We start from the raw sequence: 16,682 nt of genomic DNA, 5'->3' as shown, positions 1-16,682 counted from the left end.
CCTGACTACTAAATGAGGTGGGTACTGAAGTGAAGTAGACGGATAGCAAATATATAGAAAGGAGAGAGGTAGAAAATATGAAAAAAATTTTGAAATGTTTTAATGTCGTAACGATGATTACACTTCTCCTATCCATCATATTACCTTCACCTAGCGCTTTTGCTACAGAGATAAATAAAAAGAGCTGGGATGAGTTACAAGGAAATGATGTAAGAATTAAGGCAGAGCAAGTGAATGCTGCAATATATAAGGGAGAAGTAGCTGAGGGGGAGCACGTATTTCAATATACGATTGAAAATACGGGAGATATACCAATTCAAGAATTGGTGCTTAAACAAAATAATGACAATGAAATTATGTTCCTTCCTCAATCTATGAAAGTAAACGGAGAGAAGTTACCGGAAAATAAGGTAGTTGATTTCTATATAGAGGAAAAAGATAAGGGAGGAAAGCTTCTTTCTTCTAATCTTAAAATTCAAGATGTAAAGTCACACGAAAAAATGACTGTATTAATAAAAGCTAGTCGCACGCAGCATTTTAATAAAGAATACAAACAAAAGATTAGTGTGCAAAAAGATCAAGTACAAATAGGGATCATGTCTGTAGATGTTGAAGGGATTCCTTCTGAAGACAAGGTTGAAGCTAATGCTGATGATGAGGCTGACAGTAGTAAGAAAAATATCGGGTCACCGGCTGATGCTAAAACTAAAGAAGTGGATGAAAAATTAAAAGTATCTGTAGAAGATAAAAATAAACCTACATCCAACACAGAACTTGTAAAGCAACCAGTAGCTAAAGATGAGAAGCAACTAGAAAAAGAAGCGAAAAATCAGAGTGATGTAGAAGTACAAGCTGCATCAGAGAATGCTTCAACGGTTCAAATCCAAACAGGAGATAAGCAAGGGTTTGGAGATCCACTGTATTCTACAATTGCTCCTGGTAATTTAGTACAGACTGGTAATGTGACGCTTGGTTTGACCACGGATCATTATGGAAGACAAAGTATGGGTTATAAAACGAATAAAATGACGGTTGATGTTGATAACGATAATAGTACTTTTAATTCATCAACAGGTGCATTTCCAAAAATTCCAACTGGAAGTAAAGTGAAAAAGGCTTACTTATTCTGGACAGCAGCAATGGGGTTACCAGGAAATATTGCTGATAGAAAGGTTACCGAGGATCAAGTAAGGCAACCAGTCAAAATGAAAATGGGAAATAAAGAATATGCAGAGGTAAGTGCTGATAGCATACGAAAAGCGGATTACCTACCTTATATTTCTAATTACTCAGGTAGTGGCGCAGGATATGTTGCGTATGCAGATGTAACAAATGTAATTGCACAGCAAGGTATTTCTCAAACGTTGACAGTTGCGAATGTACCACAAATTAAAGATGTAACAGGTGGCGGCTATTACTGGGGTAACTGGAATCTTATATTAGTTTATGAAAACTATAAAGAAACCGTAAAAGATATGAAGATTTGGGAAGGGTTAGTCTCTCAAAAAAGTACAGCCTGGACAGATATTAGTGTTAATAAAATAAACACACCAAAAGAAGGTGCTTTTAAGGCGAAATTTAGTTATTTTTCATCGCAAGGTGATCCAGCTGAGAAAGATGGATATGCATATGATTATGGAGAATATGATTTTGGTGCTGGATATATAAAGATAAAAAATATTAACGGTAAAGATAATGATGCGAATGATTCGTCTATGACAGAAGTACAAGTAGACGGTACTAACGAGTTTGTTACAAAAAAATATCCAGGATATAACCCGGATTGGACAAATTCATTCAGTACTGACATTCATACATATCACTTTGAAGGGCCCACTCAAGTAAAAAATGATTTAAAAGAAGCAAAAATGCGTTTTAGAGCAAATGGTGGTACTGGTGATATTTACGTATTAAACAATGCTACATTCGTAACAGAACATAATGCTCCAAACTTACAAGTGGATAAAAAGGCGTTAGATAGTGCTGGTAAAGAAGTTAAGGAGATTAAAGCAGGTGAAGAGTTTACGTACCAAATTGAAGTGAAGAATGATACGAAGAACAATCAAGCACCGGTATCTAATGTAAAAGGATTTGATAAATTAGATAATCGCTTAGAGTATGTTCCGGGATCCATTCAATATGTTACTGGTAGTAATAAAGGACAAAAAACTGATGATGCGAATGATGATGAAGCAGAATTTGTAAATAATCAAATTGATTTCCGTATTGGTGAAGGGGCAGATGCTACAGACGGTGGTGTGTTACAGCCTGGTGAAAGTGCCATTATTACATTCAAAGTAAAAGTGAAAGCTTCTGTACAATCAGATACAACAATAAAAAATATCGTTGCTGTAAAGGGAAAAGATAGTACCGAGGTAAATTATGAAACTGCAGATGATGCAAATGTTACGGTTACGCTTCCAAAAGAAGTTCCTGGAGAAATAGAAGCGACAAAAATAGCTTCTAACAAAACACCGAGTTTAGGTGATGAGGTAGAGTATCGCATTATTTTTAAAAACATTATCAAAGATGGACGTCTAGATGTATTGACGATTGAAGACGAATTACCGAGTAGTCTTGAGTTTGTGAAAGACAGTTTGAAAGCTGAAGGTGTACAGCCAGAGCCAGTAGAACTGAAATTCGAAAATGGAAAAATCATTGCAAAGTATCCAGAAATTATGGATATGGAAGAAAGAAGTATTGTTTTTAAAACGAAAGTAAAAGAAACTGCAAAAATTGGTGAAGAAATTGTTAACAAAGCAATTATTAGTGATAAAACAAATCCACCAAAGGATCTAGAAGAAAAGATTACACCACAGCATAAGGCCGGCAAAATTGATGCAAAGAAAAAAGCAACAAATAAGAGGCCGAAGCTAGGAGAAGAAGTTGAATATCAAATTAGCTTCAAAAATACGGTGGAAAACGGAAAACTAGAGGCAGTTACAATAGAAGATGAAATTCCAGCTAACTTAGAATTTGTTCAAGGCAGTGAGAGAGCTGAAGGTGCTGAACCAAATCCAGTAGAGTTAAAAGTAGAAAATGGTAAGGTAATCGCAAAATATCCAGAGATTACGGATACGAAAGAGCGAAGCATCATTTTTAAAGTGAAAGTAAAAGAAGAGGCAAAAATAGGAGAAACAATTGTTAATAAAGCAGTTGTGAGCGATCCGAATGGGCAGTCTGAGCATCCCGAAGAAAAAATTACGCCAGGTTATAAAGAGGGTAAAGTAGACGTAGATAAAAGCGTAACGAATCAAACACCAAAATTAGGAGAAGAAGTGGAGTACCGCATTACATTTCATAATACGGTAGAAAACGGAAAGCTAGAAAAGGTATTGGTAGAAGATACATTACCTGCAGGTGTTGAATACGTGAAAGATAGTTTGAAAGCGGAAGGTATAAAACCAGAGCCAGTAGAACTAAAAATGGAGAATGGCAAAGTAACTGCAAAATATCCAGAAATTACGGATATGGAACAAAGAAGTATTGTTTTTAAAGTGAAAGTAAAAGAGACGGCAAAAGTAGGGGAAGCAATTGTAAACAAAGCAGTTGCAAAAGATCCGAAACATGATCCGATTGATGCAAAAGTTGTTATTACACCGCAAAGTAAAAAAGGTGAAATTGCCGCTAAAAAGGTAGTTAATAATGAAAAGCCGAAGCTAGGAGAAGAAATCGAGTACCGCATTAGTTTTCATAATACGGTAGAGAACGGAAAACTAGCAGAGGTGCGAATAGAAGATACAATTCCAGAAGGTCTTGAATATATAGAAAATAGTGTTAAGGCTGAAGGGGAAGCACCGGGTCCAGTAGAATTAACAGTTGAAGCTGGAGTAGTTAAAGCTAAGTATATCGATATTATGGATACGAAAGAACGCAGTATCGTCTTTAAAGTAAAGGTGAAGGAAGAGGCAAAAGTAGGTAAAGAAATCGTCAATAAAGCAATTGTTGATGATACGAAAAATCCGCCGATTAAGCCAGAGGAAAGAATTACTCCGCAATATAAAGAGGGAATAATTGATTCGAAGAAGACAGTAGATAATCCGTCACCAAAACTAGGAGAAGAAGTGGAATACCGAATTAGCTTTAAGAATACGGTAGAAAACGGAAAACTAGAAAAGGTAAAAATAAAGGATACAATCCCTAACGGTTTAGAGTATGTAAAGGGTAGTGAAAAGGCGGAAGGCGATAAACCGGCTCCAGTCAAGTTACATGTGAAAGATGGAAAAGTTATCGCTGAATATGAAAATATTACGGATACGAAAGAAAGAAGTATCGTCTTTAAAGTAAAGGTGAAAGAAGAAGCGGAAGTAGGCAAGGAAATCATCAATAAGGCAATTGTTGATGATACAAAAGATTCAAAAGAGCCGGAAGTAAAAATTACGCCATTACACAAAGATGGAAAAATTAAAGCAAAGAAAAGCGTAAATAATGAAACACCGAAGTTAGGAGAAGAAGTAGAATACCGAATTAGTTTTAAAAATACGGTAGAAAACGGAAAGCTAACAGAGGTGAAAATAGAAGATATTTTACCAAAAGGTTTAGAGTATGTAGAAAATAGTTTGAAAGCAGAAGGTGCCGGACCAAATCCAGTAGAGTTAAAAGTGGAAAACGGTAAGGTACTGGCGAAGTATCCGGAGATTACGGATACAGAAGAAAGAAATATCATTTTTAAAGTGAAAGTAAAAGAAGAAGTAAAAGTCGGTGAAAAAATCGTCAATAAAGCAATTATTGATGATACGAAAAACAAACCAGAAACACCAAAAGTAGAAATTACTCCGCAGTATAAAGACGGAAAACTTGAAGCGAAAAAGACGGTAAATAATGAAACACCGAAGTTAGAAGAAGAAATCGAATACCGAATTAGTTTTAAAAATACGGTAGAACATGGAAAGCTAACAGAGGTAATAATAGAAGATGATTTACCAAATGGATTAGAGTACGTGAAAGATAGTTTAAAAGCAGCGGGTTCTAAGCCGGATCCAGTGAAATTGAAAGTGGAAAACGGTAAGGTACTGGCGAAGTATCCAGAAATTACGGATACAAAAGAGAGAAGTATTACCTTTAAAGTGAAAGTAAAAGGTAATGTGAGCGATACAATTGTCAATCAGGCAATTGTGAGTGATACGAAACATCCGCCAGAAACACCGACAGCGAAAATTACTCCGCAGCATAAAGACGGAAAAGTTGAAGCAAAAAAAGTAGTAAATAATGAAACACCGAAGTTAGGAGAAGAAGTAGAATACCGGATTAGCTTTAAAAACACGGTAGAAAACGGAAAACTAGCAGAGGTGAAAATAGAAGATACTTTACCAGAAGGTTTAGAGTATGTAGAAAACAGTGTGAAAGCAGAAGGTTCTAAGCCGGATCCAGTGGAATTGAAAGTGGAAAACGGTAAGGTACTGGCGAAGTATCTAGAGATTACGGATACAGAAGAAAGAAGTATCACTTTTAAGGTGAAAGTAAAAGAAGAAGTGAAAATCGGTGAAAAAATCGTCAATAAAGCAACTATTGATGATAGGAAAAACAAACCAGAAACACCGAAGGCAGAAATTACGCCGCAGCATAAAGATGGAAAAGTTGAAGCAAAAAAAGTAGTAAATAATGAAACACCGAAGTTAGGAGAAGAAGTAGAATACCGAATTAGCTTTAAAAATACGGTAGAAAACGGGAAACTAGCAGAGGTGAGAATAGAAGATAATTTACCGAATGGGTTAGAGTATGTGAAAGATAGTTTACGAGCAGAAGGTTCTAAGCCAGAGCCGGTAGAATTGCAAGTGAAAGATGGAAAAGTAATTGCCGAATATCCAGAGATTACGGATACAAAAGAAAGAAGTATCGTCTTTAAAGCGAAAGTAAAAGAAGACTTCAAAGCTGGTGAAGGTATTGTCAATAAAGTAGTTGTTGATGATACGAAAGATCCAACAACCTCGGAAGTAACGATTACACCAGAATATAAAGACGGTAAGCTGAAAGCAGAGAAGGTTGTAAACAATAAGAAGCCGAAGTTAGGGGAAGAAGTAGAGTACCGAATTAGTTTTAAAAATACGGTAGAAAACGGGAAGCTAACTGAGGTTAAAGTAGAAGATGAAATTCCAACTGGATTAGAGTATGTAGAGAACAGTTTAAAAGCAGAAGGTTCTAAGCCTAGTCCGGTAGAACTGAAAGTGGAAAACGGCAAGGTACTGGCAAAGTATCCAGCAATTACAGATACGAAAGAAAGAAGCATTGCCTTTAAAGTGAAAGTAAAAGAAGAGGCAGAAATAGGTAAGGAAATTGTCAATAAGGCAATCGTAGTAGATACAACACACGAGCCAGAAAAGCCGCATGTGGCAATTATTCCACAATATAAAGATGGCAAGATTGCTGCTCAGAAAGTAGCGAATAATCATAAACCGAAACTAGGAGAAGAAGTAGAATACCGAATTAGTTTTAAAAACACGGTAGAAAACGGAAAACTAGCAGAGGTAAATATAAAGGATACATTACCAACTGGTTTAGAGTATGTAGAAGGCAGCATCATGGCAGAAGGTTCTAAACCGAAACCAGTAGAGCTACAGGTGAAAAATAATAAGGTAATGGCAAAATATCCAGCAATTACAGATACAGAGGAAAGAATTATTGTCTTTAAAGCGAAGGTAAAAGAAAACGTAAAAGCGGGAGAAGAAATCGTAAATGAGGCGATTGTGGATGATACAAAGAATCTGCCAGAAGAGCCTTATGTACCGATTACACCGCAATATAAAGATGGAAAAATTGAAGCGAGAAAAGAAGTAAGTAATCACGAACCGAAGCTAGGCGAAGAAATCGAATATCGAATTATTTTTAATAATACGGTGAAAGATGGAAAGCTAGCCGAGGTGAAGATAGAGGATGAAATTCCAGCTGGATTAGAGTTTGTAGAAGGAAGCGAAAAGGCTGAAGGTGAAGAGCCAAAACCAGTGGAGTTGAAAGTAGAAAATGGTAAGATAATGGCAAAGTATTCAGAGATTATGGATACGAAAGAAAGAAGTATCGTTTTTAAAGTGAAGGTGAAAGATTCAGTTGCAATAGGCAAGGGCATTACAAATAAAGCGATTATTCATGTGGATGATCCGAACCACCCTATAACTGAACCGACAGCTAAAATTACACCGCAATATAAAGACGGTAAAATTAATGCTCATAAAAAGGTAAATAATCATAAACCGAAGCTAGGGGAAGAAATCGAATACCGCATTTCATTTAGTAATACGGTGAAAGATGGAAAGCTGGCCGAGGTGAAGATAGAAGATGAAATCCCATCTGGTTTAGAATTTGTGAAGGATAGTCTAAAAGCAGAAGGTGATAAGCCAGTCCCAGTAGAGTTGAAAGAAGAAGCTGGTAAAGTTATCGCGAAGTATAACAATATCACTGACATGAAAGAAAGAAGCATTATCTTTAAAGTGAAGGTGAAAGATTCAGTTGAAGTGGACAAAGCAATTGTAAATAAAGCAATTGTTGATGATACAAAAAATCCACAAGAGCGACCGGAAGTAGATATTACACCGCAGCATAAAGACGGTAAAGTTAAAGCTGATAAAAAGGTAAGTAAAAAAGATCCTAAGCTAGGAGAAGAAGTAGAGTACCGAATTAGTTTTAAAAATACGGTAGAAAACGGAAAACTAGCAGAAGTGAAAATTGAGGATCAATTACCAACTGGTTTAGAGTATGTGAAGGATAGTTTAAAAGCAGAAGGTAATGAACCAAATCCGGTAGAGTTAAAAGAAGAAGCTGGAAAAATTACAGCGAAGTATGAGAATATCACTGATACAGCGGAGCGTAGCATTAGCTTTAAGGTGAAAGTAACGGAAGCAGCAAAAGTCGGTAAGAAAATCGTGAATACGGCAATTGTGGATGATCATAATCCAAAGAATCCGCCGCAAAAACCAGAAGCGATTATTACACCGGAGTATAAGGATGGAAAATTAAAAGCTGAGAAAACAGTAAATAATCCAGCTCCAAAATTAGGAGAAGAAGTAGAGTATCGAATTACTTTCCGTAACGTAGTTGAGCATGGAAAAGTAGCGAAGGTGAAGATTAAGGATGAATTACCAAGTGGCTTAGAGTTTGTAGAAGGTAGTGAAAGAGCTGAGGGAGAGAATCCGAAACCATTGCATGTAAAAGTGAAAAATGGGATCGTCCTTGCAGAGTATCCCGAAATTGTGGATACGAAAGAAAGAAGCATCATCTTTAAAGTGAAAGTAAAAGAAAAAGCGAAAATAGGCGAGGAAATTGTGAATAAGGCGATTGTGGAAGATACAATAAATCCACCAGAGCAACCGATTATCGCTATTCAGCCTCAATATAAAGATGGTGCATTACAAGCAGAAAAAACAGTAAGTAATCATGAACCGAAGTTAGGAGAAGAAGTAGAATATCGAATTAGCTTTGAAAATACGATAGAGAACGGAAAACTAACTGAGGTAAAGGTAGAAGATGAAATTCCAGCCGGTTTAGAATACGTACAAGATAGTGTAAAGTCTGATGGGCCGGAACCAAATCCGGTAGAACTTCATGTTGAGAATGGAAAAGTAACAGCAAAGTATCCGGAAATTACAGATACGAAAAAAAGAAGCATCATCTTTAAAGTGCGAGTACAAGAAACGGTACAAGTAGGAAAAGAGATTATAAACAAGGCGATTGTGGATGATAATAATCCGACGACTCCGCCAGTTGAGCCACTTATACCAATTACGCCGCAATATAAAGATGGGAAACTAGAGGCAAGGAAAGAAGTAAGTAATCATGAACCGAAGTTAGGAGAAGAGATTGAATATCGAATTACTTTTAACGGCACAGTAGATGGCGGGAAGTTAGTTGATGTGAAAATTGAAGATGAAATTCCAGCCGGTTTAGAATATGTGAAAGATAGCCTGGAGGCTGTAGGTGATAAGCCTGTACCAACAGAGCTTACAGTAGAGAATGGAAAAGTAACAGCGAAGTATCCGGAAATTATGGATACGAAAGAAAGAAATATCATCTTTAAAGTGAAGGTAAAAGAAACAGTAAAAGTTGGAGGAGAAATAACAAATAAAGCGATTATTCATGTGGATGATCCGAACCATCCAGTTATAGAACCGACAGCGACAATAAAGCCAGAATATAAAGATGGTAAGTTAAAAGCAACGAAGACAGTAAGTAATAAAGAACCGAAGCTAGAAGAAGAAGTCGAATACCGAATCAGTTTCAAAAATACGGTAGAAAACGGAAAAGTCGCCGAGGTAAAGGTAGAAGATGAAATTCCAGTAGGTTTAGAATACGTGCAAGATAGCCTTAGATTTGAAGGTGCTGAGCCAAATCCAATAGAGTTAAAAATGGAGTTTGGAAAAGTAATCGCCAAGTATCTAGAAATTACAGATACGAAAGAACGTAGTATTATTTTTAAAGCGAAGGTAAAAGCATCACCAAGTAAAGGGATAACAAATAAAGCGGTAGTGGACGATAAAATAAATCTACCACTTGAACCGACAGTTACGATTTTACCGAAAACAAAAGAAGATTTTAAGATACCGGAAGATCCGAAAGAACCAGAAGTGAAACCGGAAGATCCGAAAGAACCAGAAGTGAAACCGGAAGACCCGAAAGAACCAGAAGTGAAACCGGAAGACCCGAAAGACCCGAAAGACCCGAAAGACCCGAAAGACCCGAAAGACCCGAAAGAGCCAGAAGTGAAACCGGAGAAACCGGAAGTAAGACTGGAAAAATTAATTAAAGAGCCGCAAGTAAAAGTAGAAAGAGAGTTACCGAAAACAGGGGCAGCGTCTCCATGGATGATGTCAGTTGGTGCGGGAGTTTCATTCTTAGTTGGCGGAGTAGTATTCATATTAGGTAGAAGAAGAAAACAATAATTCGTTTTCTAATATATATAAAGTAAAAGCTCCTTCCATACATGGAAGGAGCTTTATTTTTGTATATTAAAACATACTTGAGCTATGCATCGGTTGAAGTTTTGCGCTTGGATCGAAGTAAGCTTTTGCATTGTTTACTGCTGTTGGTGCTTCACCAAAGCCGCAAGCAATGAGTTTCACTTTTCCTTCATATGTACAAATGTCACCAGCAGCGTAAATGCCAGGAATATTTGTTTCCATTTTTGAGTTCACGAGAATGCTGTTTTTTTGTATATCTAAGCCCCAGTTTTTAATTGGACCAAGAGAGGAAACGAAGCCGTAGTTTATGATAACATCATCGACATCGATGATAATTTTTTCTTCTGTTTTTACGTGTTGAAGAACGACTTGTTCAATTTTGTCATCACCAATGAGTTCAACTGGAACGTATGGTGTGCTTACTTCTGCACGAGAATTCATTAAGCTTTCTACGCTATGTTCATGCGCACGGAATTTATCACGGCGATGAACGATTGTAACTTTGTCAGCGATCGGCTCTAACATCATTGTCCAATCCACTGCTGAGTCGCCGCCGCCAAATACTACGACACGCTTACCAGCAAATTTATTCATATCATCAACAAAATAATGTAAGTTTTTCTTTTCGTACTTTGCTGTCCCTTCTAATTCTAAGCGGCGTGGTTGGAAAGCACCATTGCCAGCAGTAATAATAACTGATTTAGAATAGTGAGTTTGCTTATTCGTAACAAGTTTAAATATACCGTCAGCTTGTTTCTCAAGCGTATCAACAGCTTCTTCTAAACAAACGGTTGGGTCAAATTTCTTCATTTGCTCTTTTAAGTTATCAACTAATTCTTGTGCGCGCACTTTCGGGAATCCAGCTACATCATAAATGTATTTTTCAGGGTAGAGTGCGGATAATTGTCCTCCAAGTTGAGGTAAGCTTTCAATGATTTTTACACTTGCTTGTCTCATACCGCCATAAAATGCTGTGAACAGTCCTGTTGGACCACCACCAATAATTGTTATGTCGTAAACTTTTTGATTTTCTGCCACTTTCATTCCCCCTATAGATGGAATTTTGATATTGATTTCATATATTGTTCATATGTACACGAAAATCCTGCAAATGATGACACTTTCAAATAAATGATAGCATATTTGAGTTCATAATACTTCCGAAAACGACTGAATTGTGTGTAAGTTTTCGCATAGATGCTTTTTTAATTGTATAAAATAGGGTGAAAGGAAAATACATGAAAAAAAGGCTGAAAAACCCTTGAAAACGCTATGTTATTTTAAAATATTGATAATTCGCCAGACGCTTGAATTCTGGAATAAAACCGACTAATATAGGGAAGTATTATGTTAAATTTCTATGACAAAATTCGTACGATTTTTTGACTGCGTTTTGTTACGATATAGAATGTGATAAATTCCACATTCTTGACAAATAGAGTTTTTAGTACTTGGTATTATTTTTTATTAATATTATATAAAGAAAAGGGTTGTGATTTGGTGAAGACTCCAAAAATCGTAGTTTTAGGTGCAGGTTATGGCGGGATGATTACGACTGTTCGTCTGCAAAAAGCATTATCTGTAAATGAAGCTGAAATTACGTTAGTAAATAACAACAGCTATCACTACCAAGCGACTTGGTTACACGAGAGCGCAGCTGGTACATTACAAGATGAAAAAATCTGTCTAGATATTCAAGACGTTATTGATACAAATAAAGTGAACTTTGTACAAGATACAGTAGTAGAAATTAAAGCTGCTGAAAAACGCATTATCTTAAAAGACGGCGAGTTAGAGTATGACTACTTAGTAATCGGTCTTGGTTTCGAATCAGAAACATTCGGAATTACAGGATTAAAAGAGTATGCATTCTCAATCGCTAACATTAATGCAACTCGTCAAATTCGTGAGCATATGGAAGCTAGTTTCGCTAAATATGCAACTGAACAACGCGATGAATTAGTAACAATCGTTGTTGGTGGTGCTGGATTTACTGGTATCGAGTACGTAGGTGAACTTGCAAATCGTGTTCCTGAACTTTGCAAAGAGTACAATGTACCACGTGAAAAAGCACGTATCATCTGTGTAGAAGCTGCTCCAACAGCACTTCCAGGTTTCGATCCAGCATTAGTAGAATACGCTGTAAAACAACTTGAGAAAAAAGGCGTAGAATTCCGCATCGGTACAGCAATTAAAGAAGCAACTGAAGAAGGTATTATCGTTGCAAACGGTGATGATACTGAATTACTAAAGTCTGAAACAGTAGTTTGGGCTGCAGGTGTTCGTGGTAACGGTATTGTAGAAGAGTCTGGCTTTGAAGCAATGCGCGGACGTGTAAAAGTTGATGAGTACATGCACGCTCCAGGATACGAAGATGTATTCATGGTTGGTGACGCAGCGTTAATCATTAACGAAGAAATTAACCGTCCATACCCACCAACAGCACAAATCGCAATTCAACAAGGTTACAACATTGCACACAACTTAACTGTATTAGTTCGTGGCAAAGGCGAAATGAAAACATTCGCATTCGACAATAAAGGATCTGTATGTTCATTAGGTCATGACGATGCAATGGGCGTTGTTATGGGCAAAAAGTTAACAGGTTGGAAAGCTTCCTTCATGAAGAAAGTTATCGATAACCGTTACCTATTCTTATTAGGTGGACCTTTATTAGTTCTTAAAAAAGGTAAATTGAAGTTATTTTAATATATAGTAGAAAAAAGCAGAAACGGCTAAGAGCTGTTTCTGCTTTTTTCGTATTAAAAATATAGTATAATATATAAAAAAAGAAAGAATATTCTGTCCGTTCTAGTAGAGGAGGGTATTACATCATGGAGAAACGAGGGAAAGTATGGCTAGCTGTTGGTGGCTTAGTAGCTACAAAAGATGGCAGGTGGCTGTTCGTTAAGAAAAAATACAGTGGATTAAAGGGGAAATGGTCTTTACCGGCTGGTTTTGTAAATGAAGGTGAGACGGTTGATGAAGCTGTGAAACGTGAAGTGTTAGAAGAGACAGGTATCGTCGCTCATGTGAAGGGGATCATTGGTGTTCGATCGGGTGTGATTCGCAATGAGATTAGTGATAATATGATTATTTTCCTTTTGGAGCCTGAAGGAGAAAACATTATTGTACAGGAGAAAGAATTGTCTGAAGTAGCATTTTTACATCCACATACGATTGCAGACGATCCAAATACGTCTTTACTTATCAAATATTTGTTTGAAGGAAGGTCAGAACTACATCTTGAGATGAACAAAACATTAGATCCAGGAGAGCAATTTGGTTATACAGCCTATCACGTATTTACGGCACAGACGAAGGAGAGGGAGAAAGAGTGAGTATACCGGTACTACTTATTTCAATGATGTTATTCTTCATTTTGTTTTTTGGAATTGGATTTTTACTCAACATGATTTTGCGAGCTACGTGGGTAATGGTTATTGTGTATCCAATTATTTGTATGCTTATTATTAATAAAGCGAGTATGTGGGATTATTTTTCAAAGCCGAAAGAAGCGTTCTCTTCATTTGGGACAAGTGTATCGCATTTAGGACAGGCAGATGTGTTTATTCTATCTACTGGATTAGTAGGTGCTGCCTTGGCCGGAATTATAATTAAGAAACTTCGGAAAAGCGGATATCAAATGTTTTAATCTCCAATTCATTTGGGGATTATTTTTTTGCATATTCCTTCATTGTATAGGGAATGATTAACGATGAAGGAGTGTGGAATATAAAAATGTTAAAACGATATTGTATTCGCATTATGATGACTTGTTTACTTGTATCCGCATTATGCGTAACATGGAATGCTTTCACAGGAGTTTCTTTATTAGAGATTGTAAAGAGATATGAGGGAACGAGTGCAAAAGAAGTACATGCAGCAGAAGTTAAGAGAAATGTTGCTCCGAGTAAAGAAGTGATAAATGCTTTAGAGCAGGCGAAAGACTGGTCTAAATATCGTTCAATTGAAATGACTGCAACAGGTTATACGTCAGGAATTGAGTCAACTGGTAAGAGGCCGGGACATCCGGAGTATGGTATTACATATTCAGGTGTTAAGGCGAAAAGGGATTTATATTCCACAATCGCAGCGGACCTACGCGTATTCCCAATTGGAACAATTTTATTCGTACCAGGTTATGGATATGGTGTAGTAGCTGATAAGGGCGGTGCAATAAAAGGAAACCGCCTTGATTTGTACTATGATACGGTGAAAGATGTTTATAGCCAATGGGGTAAGAAAAAAGTAAATGTGTATGTAGTGAAAGTTGGAGATGGTAAGTTTTCAGAGGAAGAGTTAACGATGTTAAATCAAGACGAAACGATGCAAGTATTTCGCGGTCAATATTTAAAACAAAGATAGTCTAGTGGGAATTACGCTAGGCTTTTTTAATTTTATATAGAAGAAGTATGGATTATATAGGATGTAACAGAAGTTAGAATTGTCGCATTTTATCGAAAATAAAGTTATAATAAAGGTAGAGTAGAGAAATTTAGGGGGTCTGAACATGTTTCAAGTACAAAAAGAATTCGCAAGCCATGAAGCGGTAATTGTTGCCTTATTTGAAGAAGAGAAAACGAGTAGTTTTGTACAAGAACTGGACAAAGCGTTTGAAGGACAATTACAAGTTTTATTAGAAGAGAAAGAACTTTCTACTAAGAAGAAAGCTATTTCGAAAGTACATAGTTTAGGGAAAACAAATGTGAAACGTTATTATTTCGTTGGTTTAGGAAAGAAAGAATCGTATACGACGGAAACATTACGTGCTGCTCTTGGTAAGGCGTTTAAAACACTGCAGGCAGCAAAAGTACAAGATGCAGCAATCTTACTTGATTCTTTCGTAACAGAGAAATTAGACGCGATTGATGTAGCTCACATTGCAGCAGAAGTACAAGGTCTTGGTACATATGAGTTACAAACGTATAAATCAGATAAAAAGGATCGTGTGGAACTAGAGAAGTTCACGGCTATTACAGCGGAAGATGCACAAGAAGTTGAAGCTGCATTAACAGTTGGATACGTACATGGACGTGCAACAAATTCAGCTCGTACACTTGTAAATATGCCGCCAAACGTATTAACAGCAACAAAGCTTGCTGAGTATGCTGTTGAGTTAGCGGAAAAGTATGATATGGATTATAAAGTTCTTGAGAAAGAAGAGATGGAAGATATTGGTATGGGTGCGTTACTTGCAGTAAACCAAGGTAGTACAGAGCCACCAAAAATGATCGCTCTTATTTATAAAGGAAAAGAAGAGTGGACAGATGTCATTGGATTCGTTGGAAAAGGGATTACATACGATACAGGTGGTTATTCTTTAAAACCACGTGAAGGCATGGTCGGTATGAAAGGTGATATGGGCGGTGCTGCTTCTGTATTAGGTGCAATGGAAATTATCGGTGAACTTCGTCCAGAGCAAAATGTGATTGCTGTTATTCCATCGACTGATAACGTTGTAAGTGGTACAGCATTTAAGCCAGACGATGTAATCACATCTATGAGCGGAAAAACAATTGAAGTATTAAATACAGATGCAGAAGGTCGCCTAGCGTTAGCTGATGGTATTACGTATGCGAAAAAACTAGGTGCAAACTATCTGATTGATGTTGCGACATTAACAGGTGGTGTAATTGTAGCACTTGGAAATCATACGACAGGCGCAATGACAAACAATGAAGAGTTGTTTGAGCAAGTGCTAGAGGCATCTATGGAAACAGATGAATCAATTTGGCAATTACCGATTTTTGATCGTGATAAAGAACGCGTTCGAAACAGTAAGTTTGCTGATTTAAATAACTCACCAGGTCGTGAAGGACATGCAGTTATGGCAGGTACATTCCTAGGTGAATTCGCTGAAGATACACCATGGGTACACTTAGACATCGCTGGAACATCTGAAACATCAGGAGCGCATGATTTAGGACCAGCTGGAGCAACAGGCGCAATGGTACGTACACTTGCAACATTTGTTGAGCGTTTCGGAGAAGAGTAAGATCCATAAGAGAAGGCTGTTCCAATATTTTGGAACAGCCTTTTTTATTAGTATGATTATGGGCAGCTTTTTTCGGTAAGTAGATATAATTTTATTTCCTATTGTACTGTTCCATAGTGAAAGATGGATCCTATAAAGAAATCGTATATAACGTCCCATTTAAGGCAAATGAAGTGCGACCTGTCTCTTCAGAGACAACTAAAATAAGCGCATCACTTTTTTCTGATAAGCCAATAGCAGCTCTGTGACGTGTTCCTAGCTCAGAATCAACTTCTGTGCTTTTCGTTAATGGAAGAATATTAGCAGCTGAAACAATATGATTATTTTTAACGAGAACGGCTCCGTCATGAAGAGGATTACCTGGATAAAAAATGGATTCGAGCAGTGGTGCGGTTAAATGAGCGTTTAACGTTGTTCCGGTTTGAACGAAAGGATGAAGTGTCTCGTTTCGTTCTACAACGATAAGAGCACCATGTTTTCGGGCACTTAAATGTTGAACAGCTGTTGTGATAAAATGTGAGCTTTCTGTATAAGGTGATAAATACGCTTGAATATAGTATGTAGCTGCCAATGTTTGTACGTTTGCTAACATATGATGAATATCTTCCATTTTGCACAAAATACATTCATCTTCTTGATCAATTGCTTGTCTCATAATTGATAATTCTTTTTCGGCAATTTCAATCATTTGCTTTGTTTGTATTTTGAGCTCTTCTGACAAGCCCCATTCTTGCATAATCCTCATTCCCTTTAGTGGAGTATTTAACCATAGTGTATACAAATATTCCTAGTAAAATCCT

General features: G+C 37.0%; 8 protein-coding genes. 6 read left to right on the top strand and 2 right to left on the bottom strand.

Annotated elements, in window-relative coordinates; all coding sequences use genetic code 11:
• Positions 1 to 77: 77 nt before the first annotated feature.
• A complete protein-coding gene (locus tag KZZ19_RS24170) occupies positions 78 to 9,866 on the top strand; it encodes an isopeptide-forming domain-containing fimbrial protein (RefSeq protein ID WP_237982097.1) in 9,789 nt (3,262 codons plus the stop codon).
• 66 nt (positions 9,867 to 9,932) lie between these two features.
• Here the strand turns inward: KZZ19_RS24170 and KZZ19_RS24165 are convergent, their stop codons facing one another.
• Entirely contained in the window at positions 9,933 to 10,922 is a 990-nt protein-coding gene (locus KZZ19_RS24165) for an NAD(P)/FAD-dependent oxidoreductase (RefSeq protein ID WP_141532670.1), read from the bottom strand.
• Positions 10,923 to 11,384: 462 nt separating this feature from the next.
• On the opposite strand from KZZ19_RS24165, the gene KZZ19_RS24160 reads away from it, so the two are divergent.
• From KZZ19_RS24160 to pepA, 5 genes are all read left to right on the top strand, one after another.
• Positions 11,385 to 12,593 carry an NAD(P)/FAD-dependent oxidoreductase gene (locus KZZ19_RS24160; protein ID WP_140392588.1) on the top strand — a complete coding sequence of 403 codons (1,209 nt, stop codon included), beginning with the start codon at positions 11,385 to 11,387 and terminating at the stop codon, positions 12,591 to 12,593.
• A 125-nt stretch (positions 12,594 to 12,718) separates the two neighbouring features.
• Complete coding sequence (locus KZZ19_RS24155; RefSeq protein ID WP_237982098.1) at positions 12,719 to 13,225, top strand: NUDIX hydrolase; 507 nt, start codon at positions 12,719 to 12,721, stop codon at positions 13,223 to 13,225.
• Positions 13,222 to 13,539 (top strand): YuiB family protein, encoded by a 318-nt coding sequence (locus KZZ19_RS24150; protein ID WP_237982099.1) that lies wholly within the window; start codon positions 13,222 to 13,224, stop codon positions 13,537 to 13,539. The genes KZZ19_RS24155 and KZZ19_RS24150 overlap by 4 nt, the downstream gene beginning before the upstream one ends.
• 86 nt (positions 13,540 to 13,625) lie before the next feature.
• On the top strand, positions 13,626 to 14,252 hold the full coding sequence (locus tag KZZ19_RS24145; RefSeq protein ID WP_237982100.1) for a 3D domain-containing protein: 627 nt from the start codon (positions 13,626 to 13,628) through the stop codon (positions 14,250 to 14,252).
• A 145-nt stretch (positions 14,253 to 14,397) separates the two neighbouring features.
• A complete protein-coding gene (pepA, locus tag KZZ19_RS24140; protein WP_237982101.1) occupies positions 14,398 to 15,882 on the top strand; it encodes a cytosol aminopeptidase in 1,485 nt (494 codons plus the stop codon).
• 130 nt (positions 15,883 to 16,012) lie between these two features.
• On the opposite strand, the gene cdaS is transcribed toward pepA, so the two are convergent.
• On the bottom strand, positions 16,013 to 16,618 hold the full coding sequence (gene cdaS / locus KZZ19_RS24135; RefSeq protein ID WP_088098226.1) for a sporulation-specific diadenylate cyclase CdaS: 606 nt from the start codon (positions 16,616 to 16,618) through the stop codon (positions 16,013 to 16,015).
• Between the last annotated feature and the right edge of the window lie 64 nt (positions 16,619 to 16,682).

Origin of the sequence: Bacillus thuringiensis (assembly GCF_022095615.2) — a bacterium.
Taxonomy (GTDB): Bacteria; Bacillota; Bacilli; order Bacillales; family Bacillaceae_G; genus Bacillus_A; species Bacillus_A cereus_AG.
Note: the sequence above shows the minus strand (reverse complement) of the source record. Positions and strands in the feature narration are given on the sequence as shown.

Bases quoted from the DNA above. Each gene is read 5' to 3' on its own strand.
- KZZ19_RS24145 (WP_237982100.1), top strand. From the start codon at position 13,626: ATGTTAAAACGATATTGTATTCGCATTATGATGACTTGTTTACTTGTA.
- KZZ19_RS24155 (WP_237982098.1), top strand. From the start codon at position 12,719: ATGGAGAAACGAGGGAAAGTATGGCTAGCTGTTGGTGGCTTAGTAGCT.
- pepA (WP_237982101.1), top strand. From the start codon at position 14,398: ATGTTTCAAGTACAAAAAGAATTCGCAAGCCATGAAGCGGTAATTGTT.
- cdaS (WP_088098226.1), bottom strand. From the start codon at position 16,618: ATGCAAGAATGGGGCTTGTCAGAAGAGCTCAAAATACAAACAAAGCAA.
- KZZ19_RS24170 (WP_237982097.1), top strand. From the start codon at position 78: ATGAAAAAAATTTTGAAATGTTTTAATGTCGTAACGATGATTACACTT.